General features: G+C 65.4%; 23 protein-coding genes. 16 read left to right on the top strand and 7 right to left on the bottom strand.

Going from position 1 to position 22,481, the window contains the following annotated elements:
* Position 1: 1 nt before the first annotated feature.
* The 3 genes from pdhA to eno all read right to left on the bottom strand — a co-directional run bounded on the left by pdhA (position 2) and on the right by eno (position 2,868).
* Positions 2–1,048 carry a pyruvate dehydrogenase (acetyl-transferring) E1 component subunit alpha gene (pdhA, locus tag NFE57_RS03360; protein ID WP_252134147.1) on the bottom strand — a complete coding sequence of 349 codons (1,047 nt, stop codon included), beginning with the start codon at positions 1,046–1,048 and terminating at the stop codon, positions 2–4.
* 178 nt (positions 1,049–1,226) lie between these two features.
* Complete coding sequence (locus NFE57_RS03355; protein ID WP_252134146.1) at positions 1,227–1,538, bottom strand: FtsB family cell division protein; 312 nt, start codon at positions 1,536–1,538, stop codon at positions 1,227–1,229.
* A gap of 49 nt (positions 1,539–1,587) precedes the next feature.
* Positions 1,588–2,868 carry a phosphopyruvate hydratase gene (gene eno, locus NFE57_RS03350; RefSeq protein WP_252134145.1) on the bottom strand — a complete coding sequence of 427 codons (1,281 nt, stop codon included), beginning with the start codon at positions 2,866–2,868 and terminating at the stop codon, positions 1,588–1,590.
* Between the two features lie 146 nt (positions 2,869–3,014).
* On the opposite strand from eno, the gene NFE57_RS03345 reads away from it, so the two are divergent.
* From NFE57_RS03345 to NFE57_RS03325, 5 genes are all read left to right on the top strand, one after another.
* A complete protein-coding gene (locus NFE57_RS03345; protein WP_252134144.1) occupies positions 3,015–3,509 on the top strand; it encodes a hypothetical protein in 495 nt (164 codons plus the stop codon).
* Positions 3,510–3,511: 2 nt separating this feature from the next.
* Complete coding sequence (locus tag NFE57_RS03340) at positions 3,512–3,892, top strand: phage holin family protein (RefSeq protein WP_252134143.1); 381 nt, start codon at positions 3,512–3,514, stop codon at positions 3,890–3,892.
* Positions 3,892–4,191 carry a DUF3618 domain-containing protein gene (locus NFE57_RS03335; RefSeq protein ID WP_252134142.1) on the top strand — a complete coding sequence of 100 codons (300 nt, stop codon included), beginning with the start codon at positions 3,892–3,894 and terminating at the stop codon, positions 4,189–4,191. Before NFE57_RS03340 ends, NFE57_RS03335 begins: the two co-directional genes overlap by 1 nt.
* A gap of 42 nt (positions 4,192–4,233) precedes the next feature.
* Positions 4,234–4,677, top strand: coding sequence for a hypothetical protein (locus NFE57_RS03330; protein WP_252134141.1), 444 nt, complete (start codon positions 4,234–4,236; stop codon positions 4,675–4,677).
* 69 nt (positions 4,678–4,746) lie between these two features.
* Positions 4,747–4,965 (top strand): DUF4170 domain-containing protein, encoded by a 219-nt coding sequence (locus NFE57_RS03325; protein WP_252134140.1) that lies wholly within the window; start codon positions 4,747–4,749, stop codon positions 4,963–4,965.
* A gap of 123 nt (positions 4,966–5,088) precedes the next feature.
* On the opposite strand, the gene NFE57_RS03320 is transcribed toward NFE57_RS03325, so the two are convergent.
* The 4 genes from NFE57_RS03320 to carA all read right to left on the bottom strand — a co-directional run bounded on the left by NFE57_RS03320 (position 5,089) and on the right by carA (position 10,869).
* On the bottom strand, positions 5,089–5,739 hold the full coding sequence (locus tag NFE57_RS03320; protein WP_502802699.1) for a rhomboid family intramembrane serine protease: 651 nt from the start codon (positions 5,737–5,739) through the stop codon (positions 5,089–5,091).
* Positions 5,736–6,212 carry a transcription elongation factor GreA gene (gene greA, locus NFE57_RS03315; protein ID WP_252134138.1) on the bottom strand — a complete coding sequence of 159 codons (477 nt, stop codon included), beginning with the start codon at positions 6,210–6,212 and terminating at the stop codon, positions 5,736–5,738. The genes NFE57_RS03320 and greA overlap by 4 nt, the downstream gene beginning before the upstream one ends.
* 83 nt (positions 6,213–6,295) lie before the next feature.
* Positions 6,296–9,628 carry a carbamoyl-phosphate synthase large subunit gene (gene carB / locus NFE57_RS03310; RefSeq protein WP_252134137.1) on the bottom strand — a complete coding sequence of 1,111 codons (3,333 nt, stop codon included), beginning with the start codon at positions 9,626–9,628 and terminating at the stop codon, positions 6,296–6,298.
* Positions 9,629–9,696: 68 nt separating this feature from the next.
* A complete protein-coding gene (carA, locus tag NFE57_RS03305) occupies positions 9,697–10,869 on the bottom strand; it encodes a glutamine-hydrolyzing carbamoyl-phosphate synthase small subunit (RefSeq protein WP_252134136.1) in 1,173 nt (390 codons plus the stop codon).
* A gap of 138 nt (positions 10,870–11,007) precedes the next feature.
* Here carA and NFE57_RS03300 point away from each other — a divergent pair, with 138 nt between their 5' ends.
* From NFE57_RS03300 to NFE57_RS03250, 11 genes are all read left to right on the top strand, one after another.
* Complete coding sequence (locus NFE57_RS03300) at positions 11,008–11,460, top strand: GatB/YqeY domain-containing protein (RefSeq protein WP_252134135.1); 453 nt, start codon at positions 11,008–11,010, stop codon at positions 11,458–11,460.
* 91 nt (positions 11,461–11,551) lie between these two features.
* The gene (locus NFE57_RS03295) at positions 11,552–11,923 is read left to right on the top strand and encodes an endonuclease domain-containing protein (protein ID WP_252134134.1); all 372 of its coding nucleotides are present in this window, start codon (positions 11,552–11,554) and stop codon (positions 11,921–11,923) included.
* On the top strand, positions 11,920–13,788 hold the full coding sequence (dnaG, locus tag NFE57_RS03290; RefSeq protein ID WP_252134133.1) for a DNA primase: 1,869 nt from the start codon (positions 11,920–11,922) through the stop codon (positions 13,786–13,788). The genes NFE57_RS03295 and dnaG overlap by 4 nt, the downstream gene beginning before the upstream one ends.
* Before the next feature lie 9 nt (positions 13,789–13,797).
* The gene (gene rpoD / locus NFE57_RS03285; protein WP_252134132.1) at positions 13,798–15,834 is read left to right on the top strand and encodes an RNA polymerase sigma factor RpoD; all 2,037 of its coding nucleotides are present in this window, start codon (positions 13,798–13,800) and stop codon (positions 15,832–15,834) included.
* Positions 15,835–16,499: 665 nt separating this feature from the next.
* Complete coding sequence (locus tag NFE57_RS03280; protein ID WP_252134131.1) at positions 16,500–17,432, top strand: PAS domain-containing protein; 933 nt, start codon at positions 16,500–16,502, stop codon at positions 17,430–17,432.
* 105 nt (positions 17,433–17,537) lie between these two features.
* Positions 17,538–18,203, top strand: coding sequence for a DUF6975 family protein (locus NFE57_RS03275; protein ID WP_252134130.1), 666 nt, complete (start codon positions 17,538–17,540; stop codon positions 18,201–18,203).
* A 91-nt stretch (positions 18,204–18,294) separates the two neighbouring features.
* Complete coding sequence (locus NFE57_RS03270; protein WP_252134129.1) at positions 18,295–19,146, top strand: AAA family ATPase; 852 nt, start codon at positions 18,295–18,297, stop codon at positions 19,144–19,146.
* A 117-nt stretch (positions 19,147–19,263) separates the two neighbouring features.
* A complete protein-coding gene (locus NFE57_RS03265) occupies positions 19,264–19,848 on the top strand; it encodes a CHAP domain-containing protein (protein ID WP_252134128.1) in 585 nt (194 codons plus the stop codon).
* A 386-nt stretch (positions 19,849–20,234) separates the two neighbouring features.
* Complete coding sequence (locus tag NFE57_RS03260) at positions 20,235–20,747, top strand: septal ring lytic transglycosylase RlpA family protein (RefSeq protein ID WP_252134127.1); 513 nt, start codon at positions 20,235–20,237, stop codon at positions 20,745–20,747.
* Positions 20,748–20,873: 126 nt separating this feature from the next.
* Positions 20,874–22,052, top strand: a complete 1,179-nt coding sequence (locus NFE57_RS03255) for a vWA domain-containing protein (RefSeq protein WP_252134126.1) — start codon at positions 20,874–20,876, stop codon at positions 22,050–22,052.
* Between the two features lie 66 nt (positions 22,053–22,118).
* Positions 22,119–22,481: a hypothetical protein gene (locus NFE57_RS03250; protein WP_252134125.1), complete on the top strand. Its 363-nt coding sequence runs from the start codon at positions 22,119–22,121 to the stop codon at positions 22,479–22,481.

Raw genomic sequence — 22,481 nt, 5'->3', positions numbered from 1 at the left:
CTCAGTAGGTCCCCACCAGCACGTCGGTATACAGTTCGGACGCCTCGGGCTCGGGCGCCTGTTCGGCGAAATCGGCGGCCTCGTTCACGATTTTGCGGATCTCCTGTTCGATCGACTTGATCTCGTCCTCGGTCACGCCGATCGCCTCAAGCTCGCGCTTGGCGTGTTCGATCGGATCGGATTTGTCGCGCACTGCCTGCACTTCGTCGCGGCTGCGATACTTTGCCGGATCGGACATCGAGTGCCCGCGATAGCGATAGGTCTTCATCTCGAGGATGATCGGCCCCTTGCCCGCACGCACCCAGGCGAGCGCTTCCTCGGCGGCGCCGCGCGCCGCGAGCACGTCCATCCCGTCGACCTGGATCCCCGGAATGCGGAAGCTTTCGCCGCGCCGATAGAGCTGGTCCTCGGCGCTGCTGCGATTGACGCTGGTGCCCATCGCATATTGGTTGTTCTCGATGACGAACACCACCGGCAGCTTCCACAGCTCGGCCATGTTGAAGGCCTCATAGACCTGGCCCTGGTTGGCCGCGCCGTCGCCGAAATAGGCAAGGCACACGCCGCCATCGTCATTATATTTGTGCGCGAACGCCAGCCCTGCGCCAAGCGGCACCTGCGCGCCGACGATGCCGTGCCCGCCATAGAATTTGTGATCGACGCTGAACATGTGCATCGACCCGCCCTTGCCCTTGGAAATCCCGGCGGCGCGGCCGGTCAGTTCGGCCATCACGTCCTTGGGCGGAATCCGGCACAGCAGCATATGGCCGTGGTCGCGATAGCCGGTAATCACCGAATCCTTTTCGGAAAGCGCCGATTGCAGCCCCACGGCAACCGCCTCCTGCCCGATATACAGGTGGCAAAAGCCGCCGATCAGGCCGAGACCATAGAGCTGACCCGCTTTTTCTTCGAAGCGGCGGATCAACAGCATGTCCTTGTAGAATTCGAGTAGCTGCTCCTTCGACGCCTCGAACCGTTTCGGCTCGTTGGGGCGTTCGCGATTGGACTTGAGCGGTTCTGCTTTGCGCTGGCGCGCGGGGGCTTTGGCCACGGGTAGTCGACCTCGTTTCCGTAGGGGAGATGGGGGTGCCTATAGGCCGGTTACGGCGCCGGGTGCAATCACCCGGACGCCTCGCCAGCCGATCGGCTGTTGTTAGATAAAAACGTCGTTGCGCAACAAATCGATCCGCCCTCGGCACGCTCCCCGTGGGGAGAGGAAGCCGCCGACCTCAATTCAGCGGAACGATGATTTCATCGGGGTGCACGACGTTGAGCTTCTTGCGCGCCAGTTCGTCCACCAGGTCGGGGTTGGCGTGGCGCGCATCGAGCAGGTCGACACGGTTGCGCAATTCGGCGCGTTGATGATCGAGCGCCTCATACGTCACCTTCTTGGCCGCAAGCTGGTGCTTATATTCGCCATACGCGAGCACCCCATTGGGGCCGAGCACCGCATAGCCGCCGAAGAACGCCATCACGACGAGCGCCAGCGCCGGCAACCAGGTCCGACGGAGCAGCACAGCGAAGGTCGAGCGTTTCTTCATGCGGACGATTCTGATCTATCGCGACTCGCGGATCAAGCTGAATATCAGCTCACCCCCGACGCAAGACCGAACGCCCCGCGTAGCGCGCCGCATCGCCCAGTTCCTCCTCGATGCGGATCAGTTGGTTGTATTTCGCAAGCCGATCGGAACGCGCGAGGCTGCCGGTCTTGATCTGCCCGCAATTGGTGGCAACCGCGAGGTCGGCGATCGTCGCATCCTCGGTTTCGCCCGAGCGGTGCGACATCACCGCGGTATAGGCGGCGCGCTGCGCCATCGACACCGCCTCGAGCGTCTCGGTCAGCGTGCCGATCTGGTTGACCTTGACCAGCAGCGAATTGGCGATGCCGCGTTCGATCCCCTGCGCCAGCCGCTTGGGGTTGGTCACGAACAGATCGTCGCCGACCAGCTGGCAGCGATCGCCGACCAGATCGGTCAGCGCCTTCCAGCCATCCCAATCGTCCTCGCCCATGCCGTCCTCGATCGAAAAGATCGGATAGCGATCGACCAGATCGGCGAGATAGGTGGCCATCTCGTCCGAGCCGAGCGTCTTGCCCTCGCCCGCGATCACATATTTGCCGTTCTTGTAGAATTCGGTCGCGGCGCAATCGAGCGCGAGCATCACGTCGTCGCCCGCCTTGTACCCGGCCTTCTCGATCGAGGTCATGATGAAGTCGAGCGCGTCGGTGGTGCTCGCAAGGTTGGGCGCGAAGCCGCCCTCGTCGCCCACCGCGGTCGCCAGCCCCTTGTCGGCGAGGCCCTTCTTCAGCGTGTGGAAAATCTCCGCGCCGCAGCGTACCGCCTCGGCGATCGAATCGGCGCCCACCGGCACGATCATGAATTCCTGGAAGTCGATTCCGTTGTCGGCATGTTCGCCGCCGTTGATGATGTTCATCATCGGCACCGGCAGCAGATGCGCCGCAACCCCGCCGACATAGCGATAGAGCGGCAGCCCGCGCGCGTCGGCCGCCGCCTTCGCCGCGGCCAGGCTGACCCCGAGGATCGCGTTGGCGCCGAGCCGCCCCTTGTTCTCGGTGCCGTCGAGATCGATCATCGCATGGTCGAGATCGGCCTGATCCTCGGCGTCCATCCCCAGCACCGCCTCGGCGATATCGGCATTGACCGCATCGACCGCGGCTTGCACGCCCTTGCCCAGCCAGCGGCTGGTGTCGCCGTCCCGCTTCTCGACCGCCTCATGCGCGCCCGTCGAGGCGCCCGAAGGCACCGCGGCACGGCCGAAACTGCCGTCTTCGAGGAGGATGTCGACCTCGACCGTCGGATTGCCGCGGCTATCGAGGATCTGACGAGCATGGATGTCGATGATTGCGGTCACGAAATGATCCTCCTAAATCGGGCGCGAGTATATCGGTCGGCGGCGGCGCTCTACCCGCTCGGGCCGCGCACGGCAATTCGGCGATGCAGCATGGAACGCTCCAGCGGCCGGGTTGTTGTCGTTGGACACAGGAAAGGGCTTTGCACATGGCCAAGAACGATACCAGCACACCGGACACGGCGGCTGCAGACAAGACCCCGAAGACCAAGACGAAAGCCGCCGCCAAGACGGTGAAGAAGGAGGCCGCCAAGGTGAAAGACAGCGCCGCCAGGACATTCAAGGACAATGCGGGCAAACTTTCCGGGCAGGCCGGCGAGAAGGCCCGCGATTATGCCGCGCAGGGCAAGGCCAAGGCATCGGGCGCGCTCGAGGAATTCTCGAAGCTGATGACCAATGCCGCGGGCTCGGTCGATGAAAAACTGGGCGCGCAATATGGCGATTACGCCCGTTCGGCCGCGCAATCGCTCTCAAGCTTCTCGCAGTCGCTCGATTCGAAGGACATCGACCAATTGCTCGACGAGGCTCGCAATTTCGTGCGCAAGAGCCCTGCAATCGCGATCGGCACTGCCGCGGCGGTCGGCTTCGTGCTCGCGCGGCTCGTCAAATCCGGGTTCGATACCGACACGGCCGACGACGCCTGAATATGGTTGAGGGGGGCGAGGCGCACGAACCGGCAACCACCGAGACACCGCCCGGCGACGAATCGCTGCGCACGCTGTTCCGCCGGCTGATCGTCGACGCGCGCAATTTCCTGCGCGCGGAGGTCGAGCGGCGGCGGGCGCAGGTGCTGCGCCGCGCGGTCGAATCGCGTTATGCGGTGATCATCGCCGCGAGCAGCCTGTTGCTCGCACAGGCGGCGGTCATCGCGCTGATGGTCGGATTGCTGTTCGTCCTCGCCGCACGGGTGGGCTTCGGTTGGGCCACGGTGATCGTGACGCTCGGCGGCCTGATCGTCGCCGGCATCATGGCGCGCGTGGCGCTGACGCTGCTCAGGCGCGCGATTTCAAGGGATGACGACGACTGATGCCCAGCCTGACCCGAGCCAGATTGATGCGCGCCGAGGCCCGCGCCGATGCGGCCCGCGACCGGCTGTCGGCCACGGTCGACGAGATCAAGGCCCGGCTGCACCCGTCGGCGCTCGCCGCAACAGCGCAGAACGAGCTCCGCGCGACCGCGATCGCGGTGGCACGCCAGGGCGCGGCGGTTACCCGCCGCCACCCGGCCAAAGCGGTCAGCGGCGCGTTGCTCGTCCTCGGGCTCGCGCTCGCGGCACCGATCGCCCGGCGGCGCCGCAGGAAACCCGAATCCACCGAACGAGTTTGAGTGTAGGAAGGGCGCGCCCCCCGCGCCGATAAGGATGACATCATGACCGAGCCGACCGATACCAAAACCACCCGCGACACGCTCGAACGGACCTATGAGCAGGCCCGCGACGCCGCCGGCGAGGCGTTGACCAAAACCCGCGACAAGGCACGTGAGGTCGCGCGCAAGGCCGGCGACGACATCGGCGATTTCCCGATGGCGGTGCTCGCCGGCGGGGCGGCGATCGGCGCGCTGTTGGGCTCGCTCATCCCCGCTACCTTACGCGAGCGCGAAATGCTGGGCAAAACCGGCAAGCGCCTCAATGCCGCCGCCATCGCCGCGGCCAAAGCCGCGCGCGACACAGGCAAGCAGGAACTCGATTCGCTCGGACTCAACAAGGATACCGCCGGGCGCGAGGCCAACCGGCTGATCGAGGGCGTCGTCAAAGCGGTGAGCAATGTCGGTTCGGCCGCCGCCGAGGCCGCAAAGCAAAAAGCCAAGAAGTAACGCGCTGGTTCAATTCAGGCGCGGGCACCGCTAGAGCGCGCGCAACATTCTGTCCCCGAGGATTTTACGATGAGCAAGCTCCACCTCGTCTTCGGCGGCCGCGTGACCGATCCGCGAACGCTCGATTTCGACGTGTCGACGATCGAGATCGTCGGCATCTATCCCGATTATGCCGCCGCCGAAAAAGCGTGGCGCGCAGCGGCGCAGCGCACGGTCGACGATGCCGAGATGAAGTTCGTGGTCACCCACCTCCACCGCCTGCTCGAACTCGAATTACCCAAGACCTGATCAGGCTAGCTCCTCCCCGGCACGGGGAGGGGGACCGCGCGCGAAGCGCGTGGTGGAGGGGATCGCCACAGACGCCGCCAGCGATCAGTACGCACCACACCACGGCGCACTTGTCTTGGGCGCTCAGGCCCCGCGGTACCGCCACAACAGCAGCGGCCGGGTAAGCGCCAGCCCGGCAAGGAAGCCCGCGATATGCGCGGCGATCGCGATCTGCGGCCCCCCGCCCAGCCCCGCCAGCCCGATCAGCAACTGCACCCCGATCCACGCCGCGGCAAGCCAGACGACGCGCACCGCGCCGGCCGGGATCGGGCCGATGGCGCGCACTTTCTGCTCGCTGAACAGCAGCGCATAGGCCGCGATGACCGCCGAGATCGCGCCGCTCGCGCCCACCATCGGCACCAGCGCGTGCGGTGCCTGAAGCCACTGCCCGCCCGCCGACACATAGGCGCCGACGCCATAGAGGATGATCAGCCCCTTGGTCCCCAGCCCGCGCTCGACCATCCGCCCGCAATAGACGAACATCACCATGTTGAGCAGCAGATGCGCATAGCCGCCATGGATCAGCGTCGCGGTCAGCGGCGTGATCCAGGCGGGAAGCGGGGTGAAGCCGCCGGGCGCGACCTCGACGCCCGAGACGAGCAGCGGGATGAACCCGCCGATCAACGCCGCGGGGCCCTCCATCTGCGCAAAGCTGATCAGCAGCGAGCAGAGGATGGTCGCGGCGGTGATCGCCGCGGTCGCGGGCGTCTCGGCGAAGAAGCGCCCGAGGTTCAGATGAATTCGACCTTGGAGACGAGGTAATATTTGTCGCCCGCGGGCACCGTCACCTCGATCTCGTCATCGACCTCGCGCCCGATCAGCGCCCGGCCGAGCGGCGAATTGTACGAGATGCGCCCGGTCTTGGCATCGGCCTCGGTCTGGCCGACGATCTGATAGGTCACCGGCTTGTCGGCCTCATCGAGCAGCGTCACGGTCGCACCGAACACGATGCGGTCGCCCGAAAGCTCCTTGGGGTCGATGATCTGCGCGCGCGCCAGCCGATCCTCGATATCGGCGATCGCTGCCTCGACCTGGCCCTGACGCTCCTTGGCGGCATGATATTCGGCATTCTCCGAAAGATCGCCATGCGCGCGCGCTTCCTCGATCGCATCGACGATCTGGGGGCGTTCGTCCTTCAGCCGCCGCAGGTCGGCGACGAGCTTCGCGTGCCCTTCTGCGAGCATCGGCATCTTTTCGACCGTAGCCATAAACTTCGTCCCTCGTCCAAATATCCCCGATCCAAGCGAACTGTCGGGTTCGCCCGCACGTCTCTTGGCACTTTTGGGGGAGTTCAGCTGTGCGACCGCAAATAATAGGATTGCAGCGGGCGCACTTCAAGGTTTCGCGTCGCCAGTGTGACGATTGCCTTGGCCGCTTCGACGCTTGCTGCCGCGGTGGTGAAATACGGAATCTTCTGCGCGACGCCCGCCACGCGGATCGGCTGCGAATCCTTCAGGCTCTGCCACCCCTCGGTGGTGTTGAAGATCATCGCGATGCCGCCATCCTTGATCCGGTCGACGATGTGCGGCCGGCCTTGCGCCACCTTGTTGACGCGTTCGACCGTCACCCCGCGCTCGATCAGATAATCGGCGGTGCCCCCGGTCGCGACGATCTTGAAACCATGATCGGCGAGCATCTTCACTGCGGGCACGATCTGCGGCTTGTCGCTGTCCTTGACGCTGACGAACAACGTCCCCGTCTCGGGCAGCACCATGCCTGCGCCAAGCTGCGACTTGCCGAACGCGGCGGTGAAATCGCGATCGATCCCCATCACTTCGCCGGTGGATTTCATTTCGGGTGACAAGACCGGATCGACCCCGGCAAAGCGGCCCCAGGGGAATACCGCTTCCTTCACCGCGACATGATTGATCCGCCAGTCGATCGACGGCAGGTCGGCCAGCTTTTCGCCCGCCATCACCCGCGCCGCGATCTTGGCGATCGGCACCCCGATCGCCTTGGCGACGAACGGCACCGTGCGGCTGGCGCGCGGATTGACTTCGATCAGATAGACCTCGCCGGCCTTGACCGCGAACTGGATGTTCATCAGCCCTTTGACCGAGAGCGCGCGGGCCAGCGCGTGCGTCTGGCGCTCGATCTCCGCGATGATCGCATCGGACAGGCTGTACGGCGGGATCGAGCACGCGCTGTCACCCGAATGGACGCCGGCTTCCTCGATATGCTGGAGCACGCCGGCAACCACGACATCGGTGCCGTCGGCAAGCGCGTCGACATCGACCTCGATCGCGTCGCGCAGATATTGATCGATCAGAACCGGTGCGTCGCCAGACACTTGCACCGCTGTCTGGATATATTCCTCGAGCTGCGCGCGGCCGTCGACGATCTCCATCGCCCGCCCGCCGAGCACATAGCTCGGGCGCATCAGCACCGGATAGCCGATCCGCTCGGCGACCGCGATCGCCTCGTCGCGGCTGCGCGCGATGCCATTGGCGGGCTGCTTGAGCCCGAGCTTGTTGACCAGCGCCGCGAAATGCTCGCGGTCCTCGGCCAGATCGATCGCCTCGGGCGAGGTGCCGAGGATCGGAATCCCGGCCTGCTCCAGCGCGCGCGCGAGGTTGAGCGGGGTCTGCCCGCCGAACTGGACGATCACGCCGACCAGTTCGCCGCTCGATTGCTCGACATGAAGGATCTCGAGCACGTCCTCGGCGGTCAGCGGCTCGAAATAGAGCCGGTCGGACGTGTCATAATCGGTGCTCACCGTCTCCGGGTTGCAATTGACCATGATCGTCTCATAGCCCGCATCCTCGAGCGCGAAGCACGCGTGGCAGCAGCAATAATCGAACTCGATCCCCTGCCCGATCCGGTTCGGCCCGCCCCCCAGGATGACGATCTTCTTGCGGTCGGACGGCAGCGCCTCATTCTCGGGCACCCCGAAGCTCGGCGCCTCGTAGGTCGAATACATATAGGGCGTCTTGGCCTCGAATTCGGCCGCGCAGGTATCGATCCGCTTGAACACGGGGCGCACGCCGAGCCGATGGCGCAGCGCGCGCACTTCGGCCTCGGTGACGCCGCCGGTCATCGCCTTGACGGCGTCGTGGATCAGCCCGCTACCGCGCGCGATACCGCGTTCGTTGCCCACCAGATTGGCTGATTTGAGCGCGAGATAGGCGAGCCTTTTGTCGCTGAACCCCATCGATTTCAGGCGCCGCATGCCCTCCGCATCCTGCGGCAGGCCGTGGCGGCCCACCGCGTCCTCGGCAGCAACGATCTCGGCGATCCGATCGAGGAACCACGGATCGTATTTGGCGATCGCGTGGATCTCGGCGACGGTGAAGCCTTCGCGCAATGCCTGCGCAGCGACCAGCAACCGATCGGGCGTCGGCCGGCCCAGCGCCGCCTCGATCTGCTCGCGCGGCGCACCGACCAGCGCATCGACCTGGTTGAAGCCCGACAGGCCGGTCTCCAGCCCGCGCAGCGCCTTCTGCAACGATTCGTGGATGTTGCGCCCGATTGCCATCACCTCGCCGACCGATTTCATCGCGGTCGACAGCAGCGGTTCTGCGCCCTTGAACTTCTCGAACGCGAAGCGCGGGATCTTGGTGACGACATAATCGATCGTCGGCTCGAACGAGGCCGGGGTCACCCCGGTGATGTCGTTCTCGATCTCGTCGAGCGTATAGCCCACCGCCAGCTTGGCCGCGACCTTGGCGATCGGGAACCCGGTCGCCTTCGATGCCAGCGCCGACGACCGCGACACGCGCGGGTTCATCTCGATCACGACCAGCCGCCCGTCCGCCGGATTGACCGCGAACTGGACGTTGGAACCGCCGGTCTCGACGCCGATCTCGCGCAGGCACGCGATGCTCGCGTTGCGCATGACCTGATATTCCTTGTCGGTCAGCGTCAGCGCCGGGGCGACGGTGATCGAATCGCCGGTATGCACGCCCATCGGGTCGATATTCTCGATCGAGCAGATGATGATGCAATTGTCCGCGCGGTCGCGGACCACCTCCATCTCATATTCCTTCCAGCCGAGCAGCGATTCCTCGATCAGCACCTCGGTCGTCGGCGAGGCGTCGAGCCCGCTTTTCACGATCTCCTCGAACTCGGACCGGTTATAGGCGACGCCGCCCCCTGTACCGCCCAGCGTGAACGACGGCCGGATGATCGCGGGCAGCCCGGTATGCTCGAGCGCGGCCAGCGCCTCCTCGACCGTATGCGCGATCGCCGAGCGCGCGCTTTCGAGCCCGATCCTGCTCATCGCCTCGCGGAACTTCAGCCGGTCCTCGGCCTTGTCGATCGCCTCGGCATCGGCGCCGATCATCTGGACGCCGTATTGCGCCAGCGTGCCGTCCTCGAACAGCGCGAGCGCGGTGTTGAGCGCGGTCTGCCCGCCCATCGTCGGCAGGATCGCGTCGGGGCGCTCCTTGGCGATGATCTTGGCGACCACCTCGGGCGTGATCGGCTCGACATAGGTCGCGTCGGCCAGATCGGGATCGGTCATGATCGTCGCCGGGTTGGAATTGACGAGGATGACGCGATAGCCCTCCTCCTTCAACGCCTTGATCGCCTGCGTGCCCGAATAATCGAACTCGCACGCCTGCCCGATGATGATCGGCCCCGCGCCGATGACGAGAATGGACGAAATGTCGGTACGTTTGGGCATCAGTGTTTCTCGTAATCAGTCAACTGCGGGATCGCATAAAGGGCGCAGATGAAGCGCATCGGAACCGGTCAACGCAGCATCCCAACGAACCGCTCGAACAGATAGAGGCTGTCCTGCGGCCCCGGGCTGGCCTCGGGGTGATATTGCACGCTGAACGCTTTGCGGTCGGTGAGTTCGAGCCCCGCGTTGCTGCCGTCGAACAGCGACACATGCGTTTCGCGCGCGGTCGCGGGCAGGCTGTCGCGGGCGACCGCGAAGCCGTGGTTCATGCTCGTGATCTCGACCACGCCGTCCGACAAGCGCTTGACTGGATGGTTGGCGCCGCGATGGCCCTGGAACATCTTGATCGTCCGCGCGCCCACCGTCAGCCCCAGCAATTGGTGGCCCAGGCAGATCCCGAACAGCGGCAGATCGGCATCGAGCAGCTTGCGGATCACCGGCACCGCATACTCGGCGGTCGCGGCGGGATCACCGGGGCCGTTCGACAGGAAGATGCCGTCGGGCTTGAGCGCCATGATCGCCTCGAAGCTCGCCGTCGCGGGCACCACGGTCACCTTGGCGCCGGCCTTGACGAGATTGCGGAAGATATTGCGCTTGCTGCCGTAATCGACCGCAACCACGTGCGGGCGGGCAGCCCCCCCGGCACCGTCGGCTGCCGCCTCGTAACCGAAGCCCAGCCGCCAGACGCCGCCGTCCCAATCGTAATCCGTCGCGGTCGACACACTCTTGGCGAGGTCCATCCCCTCAAGCCCCGGCCAGTTGCTCGCCATCGCGCGCAACGCGTCGAGGTCGAACCGCCCGTCGGCGGCATGCGCGATCACGCCGTTGGGCGCGCCGATGGTGCGCATCCGCCGCGTCAGCGCGCGGGTATCGATCCCCGAAAGCCCGATCTGCCCGTGCGCCTTCATCCAGCTGTCGAGCGGTTGGACGCTGCGGAAGTTGGACGGGCCGGTCACGTCCTCGCGGACGATCATGCCCAGCGCGTGCGGGCTGTCCGCCTCGATATCCTCGGCATTGGTGCCGACGTTGCCGATATGCGGGAAGGTGAAGGTGACGATCTGCCCGGCATAAGAGGGATCGGTCATCACCTCCTGATAGCCGGTCATCGCGGTATTGTAGCACACCTCGCCGACGGCCTGGCCTTCGGCGCCGAAGCCGCGCCCCCAGATCACGGTGCCATCGGCCAGAACCAACACCCCCGTTGCTCCGGTGGGCACAGGGCTTGGCTTGGCGTCGGCCATGGTGGCGGGCACTCCGATTACGAGGTTTTACGATGTCGCTAAGGCTCACCCGCTAAGCTCGGGGGGCTCCCGCGTCAATCTGTTAAAAAGCAGACGATGCCGCTAATCGAGCACTTTAACCCCTTCGAGGACCGGAACATGATTCGCGACGACATCAAGGCTGCGCTGGTCACCGCCATGAAAGGCGGCGACAAGGCAGTAACGGGGACGCTGCGCCTCGTGCAATCCGCGATCAAGAACCGCGACATCGAGGCGCGCACGCAGGCCCCGGTCGGTGATGACGATCTGCTCGTCACCGAAGTGCTGCAAAAAATGGTCAAGCAGCGCCGCGAATCGATCGAGATGTACGAGAAGGGCGGCCGCCCCGAACTCGCCGAGGCAGAGGCACGCGAAGTCGCGGTCATCGAGCGCTTCCTGCCCGCACAATTGGGCGAGGTCGAAACCAGGGCCGCGATCGAGGCGATCAAGGCCGAACTGGGGGCCACCGGCATGAAGGACATGGGCCGCGTGATGGCCGAACTGAAGGCCCGCCACGCGATGCAACTCGACATGGCCAAAGCCAGCGGCCTGGTCAAAGCCGCACTGAGCTGAAATGGTCAGGCGGCGCGACCTTCCTCCCCTCCCGCTCGCGGGAGGGGATCGAGGGGTGGGTGCCCGCTTTCGTCTGGGTAGGCCGACCGCCTTGGCGCGCGAATTGCGCAACAACACCAACGAGATCGAACGTCTGCTTTGGTCGCGATTGCGCCGCTCGCAGCTCGGCGGCCTGAAATTCAGCCGCCAGATGCCGATTGCCGGCTTCGTGGTCGATTTCATCTGCCGCAGCGCCCACCTTGTCATTGAACTTGATGGAAGTCAGCATGCGGAGGCGGCAGCCTATGATTCTAGGCGAACGCAGACGATCGAGGCGCAGGGCTATCGAGTGATTCGCTTCTGGAACAGCGATGTGTTGACGAACATGGATGGAGTGTTGGAGACTATTCTCGACGCTGCGCCCAGTGGCGCGCGCGCGCCCACCCCCCTCCCCCCTCCCGCAAGCGGGAGGGGGAGCAAGTGAGTCTCTCCCCTCAATTTCTCGACGAGCTTCGGGCCCGGACGTTGCTGTCCGCGCTGGTCGCCAGGTCGGTCAAGCTCCAGAAAGCGGGCCGCGAGTTCAAGGGCTGCTGCCCGTTCCACAACGAAAAGACGCCAAGCTTCTATATCAACGACGACAAGGCGTTTTATCATTGCTTCGGCTGCGGCGCGCATGGCGATGCGATCCGCTGGATGACCGACCAGCGCGGCCTGCCCTTCATCGACGCGGTCAAGGAACTCGCCGCCGCCGCCGGGATGGACATGCCCGCCCCCGATCCCCGCGCCGCCGAGCGTGACGAGCGCGCCAAGGGGCTGCACGAGGCGATGCAGGCCGCCGGCGACTGGTTCGAAACCCAGCTCGGCGGGCTCGATGGCGGCGAGACGCGATCGCTGCTCCAGAAACGCGGCATCACCGACGCCACACGCCGCGCCTTCGGGCTCGGCTTCGCTCCCGATTCGCGGGGCAAGCTCAAGACGGCACTGCGTGATTTCGGCGATCCATTGCTGGTCGAAGCAGGCCTGCAGATCGAGGTCGAGGGCAAGGCGCCCTATGATCGCTTCCGCGGTCGGCTGATGATCCCGATCCGCGATCCGCGCGGCCGCGTCATCGCGTTCGGCGGCCGGATCGTCGGTGAAGGCGAGCCCAAATATCTCAACTCGCCCGAAACCCCGCTGTTCGACAAGGGCCGCACGCTCTACAATCTCGATCGCGCCGCCCCCGCTGCCCGCAAAGCGGGCCGTGTGCTCGTGGTCGAAGGCTATATGGATGTGATCGCGCTCGCCCAGACCGGGATCGACGAGGCGGTGGCCCCGCTGGGCACCGCGCTCACCGAGGGCCAGCTCGAACGGCTGTGGCGGCTCGCCGATGTGCCGATCCTGTGCTTCGACGGCGATGCGGCCGGCCAAAAAGCCGCGATCCGCGCCGCCACCCGCGCGCTGCCGATGCTCGCGCCGGGGCGCAGCCTCGCCTTTGTGACCCTGCCCGAAGGGCTCGACCCCGACGATCTGGTCCGCCAGCGCGGGCGGGCGGCGTTCGAGGCGCTGCTCGACACCGCCGAACCCTTGGTCACGCGGCTTTGGCAGCACGAGCTTGCCGCCGAAACGCTCGACACGCCCGAACAACGCGCGGGGCTTCGCCAGCGCCTCACCGACCGCGCCGATACGATCGGCGACCGCAACGTCCGTCACGAATATCTGGCCGATTTCCGCCGCCGGTTCGACGAACAATTCGCAGCCCCGCCGCGCCGGTTCGGCGGCAACCGCCCGTTCGTGCCCGGCCAGCGCAAGAACGGCCGCTGGGTACCGCCCCCGATGCCCGTCACCCGCCAGGCAAAGGGCGTCCACGCCCAGGGTATCGATCCGATCCTGGCGCGCGCGGTGCTGGTCGGGCTGATCCGCCATCCCGCCGAGATCGCGCGGCATGTCGAGGTGCTCGGGTCGCTCAGGCTCGCGGGCGGCGCTCTCGGGCGCCTGTTCGAAGCGGTGGTCGAACTGGCGCTCGAAGATCAGGCGCTTGATAGCGCGAATCTGCTTACCATATTGGCCAAGTCCGGATTTGACTCGGTGGCCGGCGATCTGCTGAGGGCCGACACCCTGCCTTTCTCGTTCACGCAGAAGACAGGCGATGCGCTGCGCGCGTCGGCTGACCTGAATGAGGCGATCGCGGTGCTGGCAGCGGGGCCGGAGGTGGATCAGGCGCTGGCCGATGCCACCGCGGCGCTGAAGGCGGAAGGGACCGAGGAAGCCTTTGCGCGACAAAATGCGTTGGTACGGGAGAAAGCAGCGCTCCGGGAGCGGCTTGCAAATCTCGTTCTGGCGGACGAAGACGACGAAACTCTTGATGCTTGAGGGCAATTGATGGCGAAGACGAACACGGCGGACGCGACCGAAACCAACGAATCGAGTGACGCGCCGCTGATCGATCTCAACGATGCGTCGATCAAGAAGCTCTTCGCGCGGGCGAAGAAGCGCGGGTATCTGACCTATGACGAATTGAACGAGGCGCTGCCGCAGGACCAGATGTCCTCGGATCAGCTCGAAGACGTCATGGCGGCGATCAACGAGATGGGCATCAACATCGTCGAGAACGAGGAAGCCGGCGAAGACGGCGACCAGGAAAAGGCCGACGACGACGAGGTCGAGGCCGTCGATGCCGGCGACGGCTCGCCCACCCCGCCCGAAGCGCCCAAGAAGAAGGAAACGGTCGATCGCACCGACGATCCGGTGCGCATGTACCTGCGCGAGATGGGCGCGGTCGAACTGCTCAGCCGCGAAGGCGAGATCGCGATCGCCAAGCGCATCGAGGCGGGGCGCGACACGATGATCTTCGGGCTGTGCGAAAGCCCGATCACCTTCACCGCGATCATCGAATGGTCGAACGCGCTCAACGAAGGCGCGATGCAGCTCCGCGAGATCCTCGATCTCGATGCGATGCTGACCAAGGACCCGGCCCCCGAGGCCCTGTCCGACGACGAGGACGGCGACGATAACGGCGAGATTTCGGAAAAGACCGCCGGCCCCTCCTACAAGGAGGAGGACGATGTCGAGGAAGAATCGTCGGACGACGAAGAGGATTCGATGACCGAGCGGCGCACCAAGCGCCCGTCCGACGATGACGATGAGGACAACACGCTCAGCCTCGCGCAGATGGAGGAGACGCTCAAGCCGCAAGCGCTCGAGAAATTCGCCAACATCACCGCGATCTACAAGAAATTCTCGAAGATGGAGGGCGCGCGCCTCGACGCGATGGCCGCGGGCAGCGAGCTGTCGGCGTCCGACGAGCGCAAATATCAGAAGCTGCGCGAGGATCTGACCGCCGAGGTCGAGAGCGTCCAGTTCCACAACACCAAGATCGAATATCTGGTCGACCAGCTCTATTCGTACAACCGCCGGCTGACCGCGCTGGGCGGCCAGATGCTGCGGCTTGCCGAGCGCCACAAGGTGCCGCGCAAGGATTTCCTTGAACGCTATATTGGCAACGAACTCGACGAGCATTGGCTCGCCTCGGTCGTCGGCCTCGACAAGAAGTGGAAGGCGTTCGTCGAGAATGAAGGCGATGCGGTCGATCGCATCCGCACCGAGATCGCCGAGATCGCGCAGCAGACCGGCATGGCGCTCACCGAGTTCCGCCGCATCGTCAACATGGTGCAGAAGGGCGAGCGCGAGGCGCGGATCGCCAAGAAGGAAATGGTCGAGGCCAATCTGCGCCTCGTCATCTCGATCGCCAAGAAATACACCAACCGCGGCCTGCAATTCCTGGATCTGATCCAGGAGGGCAATATCGGGCTGATGAAGGCGGTCGATAAGTTCGAATATCGCCGCGGCTACAAGTTCAGCACCTATGCGACCTGGTGGATTCGTCAGGCGATCACGCGCTCGATCGCCGATCAGGCGCGCACGATCCGCATCCCGGTGCATATGATCGAGACGATCAACAAGCTGGTGCGCACCAGCCGCCAGTTCCTCCACGAGCAGGGCCGCGAGCCCACGCCCGAGGAAATGGCCGAACGGCTGTCGATGCCGCTCGAAAAGGTGCGCAAGGTGATGAAGATCGCCAAGGAACCGATCAGCCTCGAAACGCCGATCGGCGACGAGGAGGATTCGCATCTCGGCGATTTCATCGAGGACAAGAACGCGGTGATCCCGGTCGATGCCGCGATCCAGGCCAATCTCAAGGAAACCGTCACTCGCGTCCTCGCCAGCCTCACCCCGCGCGAGGAACGCGTGCTCAGGATGCGCTTCGGGATCGGCATGAACACCGATCACACGCTTGAGGAAGTCGGCCAGCAATTCTCGGTCACGCGCGAACGCATCCGCCAGATCGAGGCCAAGGCATTGCGCAAGCTCAAGCACCCGAGCCGCAGCCGCAAGATGCGCAGCTTCCTGGATCAGTAAGTATTGGAATGCGCCTTTAGGCGCATTGCCGCACCGGCCCGCTCCCCCGCGGGGTCCCCACAAAGTATTACTTTGTGGGGTTGCACCCCCACCCCACCTCCCATGCAAGTATAATGACTTGGGAGGTGGGGTGGGGGAGCGGGCCGGTGCGGCCTCGGAAAATCGCTCTTTCGCGATTTTCCCAAAAACCACTAAGCCCCGGCAGGGGTTTGGAACCCTGCCGGGGCAATCGCCCTTTCCCGGGTGGATGAAGCCGGAAACGAGCGCCCTGCAAGGCGGCCCGCGGGGACGGATGCCGCCTGCATCGTGGTTCGTCGAACCGGACTTTGAGATCAGGGCGCTCGATCGTTCGGCCCGGCTCGACGATGCCTTGTTATGGGGCGCGACTGGTTACGCCCACGCCAACCATCTTCTCCAGCCGAACACGCAAAATGCGCGCCACGAACGCTGGGATCGCGTGGCCTTTTTCGCGCAATTAACCGAAAGCGGTCACCACCCTGCGCACTTGGCGCGCGATTTGGTCCATTGTGGAGCAAATAGCGCGCGCGATTGCGTACCGAACCTCGATCGCCGCCGAACCGGAGACGCCTCCGCGCGCCCATCGGCACCGCGCGCCTTACGCCTTGGATTGCGCCGCAACCGGCGCGTTCCCGGGGGAAATCATCATGTCGATCGAAACCATGCGCGTGCTGCGATCCGCGGATCGCGTCTCGGCCTCGCAACTCGTTCGCCGCTTCGGCCATTGGCAGAATATCGCGAACGAACGGCCGGTGTTCGTTCTCCATCACGGCAATCCGCGCTGGGCGCTGATGTCGATGCCGCTGCTGTCGAGCCTTACCGACGAGGCCGACCGCGACGCGCGCGCCGCGCGCCTCGCCGCACTCCATGACATCACGCTCGATCATATGCGCAACATGATGATCGTGCTCGATTCGGGTCTGGTCATCACCGCGATCAACGCCGCCGCGCGGGCCCATTTCAGCGTCTCGGAGCAGGACGCGGTCGGCGGCCCGCTCGATGCGATCATGCCCGAAACCCGGCGCGCGCTGCTGGCCGATGCCGCGGCTCGGGTGCGCGATACCGGCGTCGGCGAATCCTTCGATTTCGAATCGGGGCTGTTCGTCAACCGGCGCCTGCGGGCACGGTTCGCGCCGTTCGATCACGGGGTCGTGCTGTTCCTCGAGGATATGTCGCTGGCCGACGATCTCGCGGCCGTCCGGACCAGCGCCGATGGCCTCGCCGCGTTGTGCGCGGCAAGCGGCCGGGTCGCCACCGGGCGCCTCACCGCGCGCGGCCTGATCGACGACGCCCCCGATTCGCTGGCGAAGATGGTGGGCGTGGGCCACGATCAACTCCACGGCATGCGGCTGACCAGCATCGTCGATGTCGCCGATCGCCCGGTGGTGAATGCAGCGATCGATCTGGTGTTCGAACACGCGCGCCAGACACAGATCGCCACGACATTGCTGCGCCACGGCGCCGAGCCGGTACCGGTCACGCTTGCCCTCGCGCGGACGGATACCCCGCACGGATCGCTGTCGGCGCGGTACATGATCGTCGATGGATCGCCCCCCGCGAACGCCCAGCCGACAGGGTAAATGCAGCGCTAACCGTGTCTTTACGCTGTTCGGTATAGATGTCGGGGCGATGAAGGGCCGGTGCCGGCCAATCGCTGACGACGGCACCGCTTCAGGAAGGATTCGATGACGGTGGAAACCGCCCAGTTCGCACGACCCAGCGCCCCGTGGCAGGCCGTGCCCGCGCTCGTCATGGCGGACGGCACCGCCGCGCATCCGGCGTATCGCGCGCTGTTGGCGCCCGCGGCACCACTGCGCGACGTGATCGATGCAGTCCACGCGATCTGCATGCTGCACGGGCGCCACCCCGGCGTCGTCGATTTCGCGCTTGCCCGCGATACGGACAAATCGGCCGAGGCCTGGCTCGTTGAGGCAGCACGGGCCTTCGAGACCGAGCGCGCCTGTCTGGTTCGCCTCGTCGCCGCCGCGGGCCCCCTGCCCTCGACGCCAGGCCAGGCCGAATCGGAAGCCGCGATCGTCGCGCAGGCGCACGCGCTCGATACGCTCGCGCAATCGGATCGCACCGGCTGCGCGATCGGCGCAGCGGTGGCGCTCGTACTCGATTGGGCGCCGATCCGCGATCTGCTCAACCGCGCCGCCCGCCGGTTCGGGATCGATATCACCGCGGACACGCTGCCGGCCGCGGTCGACACCACGACCTTGCTTGCCACCGCCTTCACCTCGCCCGCGGTCGAGCGGGCGATCCTGTTCGGCACCGAGCAGGTGCTGGCGCAGCATCGCGGGCTGTGGAGCCTGCTCGAATCGCGCGCCGTCGCCCGCAACCGAAGCTGACGCGCGCGGCCTGTGAACCGGCTGCGCTTGCCTGCCCCCCGATCCGCCCTCTATGCCCGAAGCGATTAATCGCAACGATCGGGACGGCCTTATGCAGCGCTTCGAGGGTACCAGCAGTTACGTCGCCACCGACGATCTCAAGGTCGCGGTCAACGCCGCCGTCACGCTGCGGCGGCCGCTGCTCGTCAAGGGCGAACCCGGCACCGGCAAGACCGTGCTCGCGCAGGAAATCGCCGCTGCGGTCGGCGCGCCGCTGATCGAATGGGGCATCAAATCGACCACCAAGGCGCAGCAGGGGCTGTACGATTATGACGCGGTGGCGCGGCTGCGCGACGGGCAACTCGGCGATCCGCGCGTCCACGACATCGCGAATTACATCCGCAAGGGCAAATTGTGGGAGGCGTTCACCGCGCCCACCGTCCCCGTGCTGCTGATCGACGAGATCGACAAGGCCGATATCGAATTTCCCAACGATCTCCTGCTCGAACTCGATCGGATGGAATTCCACGTCTACGAAACCGGGGAGACGGTCCGCGCCACCGAACGCCCGATCGTCGTCATCACCTCGAACAACGAAAAGGAACTGCCCGACGCGTTCCTCCGCCGCTGTTTCTTCCATTATATCAAATTCCCCGATCGCGAGACGATGCAGGCGATCATCGACGTGCATTTCCCGGGCATCCAGAAGCTGCTGGTCGGCAAGGCGCTCGATATTTTCTACGACCTGCGCGACGTCCCCGGGCTCAAGAAAAAGCCCTCGACCAGCGAGCTGCTCGACTGGCTCAAATTGCTTCTCCACGAGGATATGCCGCTCGATGTGCTCCAGAATCGCGATCCCACCAAGGCGATCCCCCCGCTCCACGGCGCGTTGCTCAAGAACGAAGCCGATGTGATGCTGTTCGAACGCCTCGCTTTCATGGCCCGCGGGCAAGCGGGGCGTTAGAGGCTGATTGGAAAATCGCGAAAGAGCGATTTTCTGAGGCCGCACCCTACAGTTAACTTTTAATTAACTACTTCCGCTCACCACTTTCACATGTGGTTGAGTCAGTATGTGTTTTCTATGCGTTTCCCCCCGATCCGCCTTCCGCTTCTGATCGCGCTCGCCATGGCGATCCCGACCCGCCCGGCCGGCGCGCAGTCGCTGCTCGATTATGTCGGCGAATGCGTGCCGTTCGCGCGTGCCGCCTCGGGCATCCAGATCTACGGCGATGCGTGGACATGGTGGGGCCAGGCCGAGGGCCGCTATCAGCGCGGCCACACCCCGCGCGTCGGCTCGGTGATCGTGTTCCCCAAATCGCCCAAATTGCGGCTCGGCCATGTCGCGGTCATCAGCCGGATCGTCGATTCGCGGGTCGCGCTTGTCACCCACGCCAATTGGTCGCGCGTCGACGGCAAACGCGGGCACGCCGAACAGGATGTCACGCTTTACGACGTCTCGAAGAACAACGACTGGAGCGAGGTGCGCGTCTGGTATCGCGGCATTGACGGGCTCGGCGGTTCCATCTACCCGGTCGCCGGCTTTATCTACCCCGCGCCGGCACGCAACGCGCCGGCTAATGTTCACCAGGCACGCGCCGCAACCGAGCTTACCGGCCGCAACCCCGATTTCGTCGCGGCACTGATCGACGCCTACGCGCGCAACTGATCTTCTTCATTCGCTGGGCTGGTCGAAGTGCTGTCCGCCTCCACGGACAGCAACCCCGGCAGGCAGTGCTTCGACCAGCCCAGCGCCACCCCTCTCCCCGCAAACCGCTTGGCACCGCCACCGGCGCTGTGGCACCCACCCACCGGACACAGCACGGCGCGGAGGGTAAAGAGGCAAATGCGGGACACGGCACCAACGACCACACCAGCAATCCCGGCGTGACGATCACCGCCCCGGCATCCTCCCGTCACCCCGGACTGATCCCGGGGTCCGGCGTCGCGCAAACGCCACCCCCTCGATTCCCGCGGCACGGCGGGGGCCGGGGTCTGTTCGGCATCGCCGATACGCATCCCCTCCCCCGCCTGCTCGCCCTCCTCGCGCTTGCCATGCTCGCCGCGTGCGCGGGCGGCTACCGTCCCGTCAGCGACACGCCGGTCAAGGTCGGCCGCCCCTATACGGTGCGCGGCATCACCTACACGCCCGCGCCCGATCCTGCCTACGATATGCTCGGTTACGCGAGCTGGTACGGCAGCGAATCGGGCAACATGACCGCCAATGGCGAGAAATTCCGCCCCAAGGGTGTCACCGCCGCGCACCCGACGCTGCCGCTGCCCACCTATGTCGAGGTCACCTCGCTCCAGACCGGGCGCACGATCCTCGTCCGCATCAACGATCGCGGCCCGTTCGCGCGCGGGCGGATCATCGATCTGAGCAAGGGCGCGGCCGAACAGCTCGGCATCCGCGCTGCGGGCACCGCGCCGGTGCGCGTGCGCCGCGTCGATCCGCCCGAGCGCGACAAGCAGCGCCTGCGCGAGGGCAAGCCCGCCGCCCCGCGCGCCGACGCGCCCGCCAGTTCGCTCGCCTTCTGGCGCGACCAGCTTCGCCGGTCGGGCTACTGATCCTGGCCTGTCCTACACGGCGCCAAAAGTGTAGGCCGAGCCAATCGTCGAGCGCGGGGGACGTGCCGGCGCGTGCTTACCCCCTCCGGCGCGTCAACTTTGTCAACTTCGGGAGCAGAAAGCGCCGTGTTCCTCAACTTTCTCGATGAGCTGCGCACGGCGGGCATTCCCGCCAGCCTCAAGGAGCATCTGCTGCTGCTCGAAGCGCTCGACCGCGATGTCGTCGGCCAGTCGCCCGAAGAATTTTATTACCTCGCCCGCGCCACCTATGTGAAGGACGAAGGGCTGCTCGATCGCTTCGATCAGGTGTTCGCGAAGGTCTTCAAGGGCATCGCCACCAGCTACGGCAGCGACACGCCCGAAATCCCCGCCGAGTGGCTGCGCGCGGTCGCCGAGAAATATCTGACGCCCGAGGAAATGGCGGCGATCGAATCGCTCGGCTCGTGGGACGAGATCATGGAGACGCTCAAGAAGCGCCTCGAGGAGCAGCAGGGCCGCCATCAGGGCGGCAACAAATGGATCGGCACCAGCGGCACCTCGCCTTATGGCAATTCGGGCTACAATCCCGAAGGCGTCCGCATCGGCGGCGAGAGCACGCACAAGCGCGCGCTCAAGGTCTGGGACCAGCGCGCGTTCCGCAACCTCGACAACATGCGCGAACTGGGCACGCGCAACATCAAGGTCGCGCTGCGTCGTCTGCGTCGTTTCGCGCGCGAAGGCGCCGCCGACGAACTCGATCTCGACGCCACGATCCAGGGCACCGCGCGGCAGGGCTGGCTCGACATCCGGATGCGGCCCGAACGGCACAATGCGGTCAAGCTGCTGCTGTTCCTCGATGTCGGCGGCTCGATGGACCCCTTCATCAAGCTCTGCGAGGAACTGTTCTCGGCCGCGACGAGCGAGTTCAAGAACCTCGAATTCTTCTACTTCCACAATTGCCCCTACGAAGGCGTGTGGAAAGACAACAAGCGCCGCTTCACCGAGCGCACGCCGACCGCGCAATTGCTCCACAAATTCGGCCATGATTATAAGCTCGTGTTCGTCGGCGATGCCTCGATGAGCCCGTATGAGATCACCCATCCGGGCGGCTCGGTCGAACATATGAACGAGGAATCGGGCGCGGTGTGGCTGCGTCGGCTCACCAACACCTATCCCTCGGCGGTCTGGCTCAACCCGGTGCCGCAGGCGCAATGGGGCTATTCGCAAAGCGTGCGGATCATCCGCGAGTTGATGAACGACCGCATGTATCCGCTCACGCTCACCGGGCTCGATGCGGCGATGCGCCAATTGACCCGCAAGGCCTGAACCGCGCGGTGCGGGAACATTGCGGGCCCGTTCCGGTTGTATCGACTCAGGTAGGAGAATTCCCCCATGTCCAACACCACAGACACACTCGAATCGAAAATCCGCAAGGCCGCCGACAGCGCCGGCAAGTCCGCGAAGTCCGCCGCGAAGAAGGTTTCGGCGACCGCGAAATCGCTCGCCAAATCGGCTTCGAAGACCGCCAGATCGGCCGAGAGCAAGGCCAAGGCCAATCCGGGCAAGACCGCCGCGGCGGTGGGTGCCGCCGTGCTCGCCGGCGCGGCCGCGGTCGCGGCCTCGTCACCCAAGGTCCGCGCCAAGGTAGCGGGCAAGAAAGCGCCCGCGAAATCGGCGGTCGCCAAAGCCCCCGCCGCCAAAAAGGCGCCCGCGAAAAAGCCCGCTGCCCGCAAGACGGCAGCGAAGAAGGCGTGA

Source organism: Hephaestia sp. MAHUQ-44 (genome assembly GCF_023806085.1).
GTDB lineage: Bacteria > Pseudomonadota > Alphaproteobacteria > Sphingomonadales > Sphingomonadaceae > Sphingomonas.
This window is presented reverse-complemented; position numbering and strand designations above follow the sequence as displayed.

Excerpts from the sequence above, each read along its gene's own strand:
- NFE57_RS03355 (WP_252134146.1), bottom strand. The coding sequence starts at position 1,538 with ATGAAGAAACGCTCGACCTTCGCTGTGCTGCTCCGTCGGACCTGGTTG.
- NFE57_RS03345 (WP_252134144.1), top strand. The coding sequence starts at position 3,015 with ATGGCCAAGAACGATACCAGCACACCGGACACGGCGGCTGCAGACAAG.
- NFE57_RS03340 (WP_252134143.1), top strand. The coding sequence starts at position 3,512 with ATGGTTGAGGGGGGCGAGGCGCACGAACCGGCAACCACCGAGACACCG.
- NFE57_RS03335 (WP_252134142.1), top strand. The coding sequence starts at position 3,892 with ATGCCCAGCCTGACCCGAGCCAGATTGATGCGCGCCGAGGCCCGCGCC.
- NFE57_RS03330 (WP_252134141.1), top strand. The coding sequence starts at position 4,234 with ATGACCGAGCCGACCGATACCAAAACCACCCGCGACACGCTCGAACGG.
- NFE57_RS03325 (WP_252134140.1), top strand. The coding sequence starts at position 4,747 with ATGAGCAAGCTCCACCTCGTCTTCGGCGGCCGCGTGACCGATCCGCGA.
- greA (WP_252134138.1), bottom strand. The coding sequence starts at position 6,212 with ATGGCTACGGTCGAAAAGATGCCGATGCTCGCAGAAGGGCACGCGAAG.
- carB (WP_252134137.1), bottom strand. The coding sequence starts at position 9,628 with ATGCCCAAACGTACCGACATTTCGTCCATTCTCGTCATCGGCGCGGGG.
- carA (WP_252134136.1), bottom strand. The coding sequence starts at position 10,869 with ATGGCCGACGCCAAGCCAAGCCCTGTGCCCACCGGAGCAACGGGGGTG.
- NFE57_RS03300 (WP_252134135.1), top strand. The coding sequence starts at position 11,008 with ATGATTCGCGACGACATCAAGGCTGCGCTGGTCACCGCCATGAAAGGC.
- rpoD (WP_252134132.1), top strand. The coding sequence starts at position 13,798 with ATGGCGAAGACGAACACGGCGGACGCGACCGAAACCAACGAATCGAGT.
- NFE57_RS03280 (WP_252134131.1), top strand. The coding sequence starts at position 16,500 with ATGTCGATCGAAACCATGCGCGTGCTGCGATCCGCGGATCGCGTCTCG.
- NFE57_RS03275 (WP_252134130.1), top strand. The coding sequence starts at position 17,538 with ATGACGGTGGAAACCGCCCAGTTCGCACGACCCAGCGCCCCGTGGCAG.
- NFE57_RS03270 (WP_252134129.1), top strand. The coding sequence starts at position 18,295 with ATGCAGCGCTTCGAGGGTACCAGCAGTTACGTCGCCACCGACGATCTC.
- NFE57_RS03265 (WP_252134128.1), top strand. The coding sequence starts at position 19,264 with ATGCGTTTCCCCCCGATCCGCCTTCCGCTTCTGATCGCGCTCGCCATG.
- NFE57_RS03260 (WP_252134127.1), top strand. The coding sequence starts at position 20,235 with ATGCTCGCCGCGTGCGCGGGCGGCTACCGTCCCGTCAGCGACACGCCG.
- NFE57_RS03250 (WP_252134125.1), top strand. The coding sequence starts at position 22,119 with ATGTCCAACACCACAGACACACTCGAATCGAAAATCCGCAAGGCCGCC.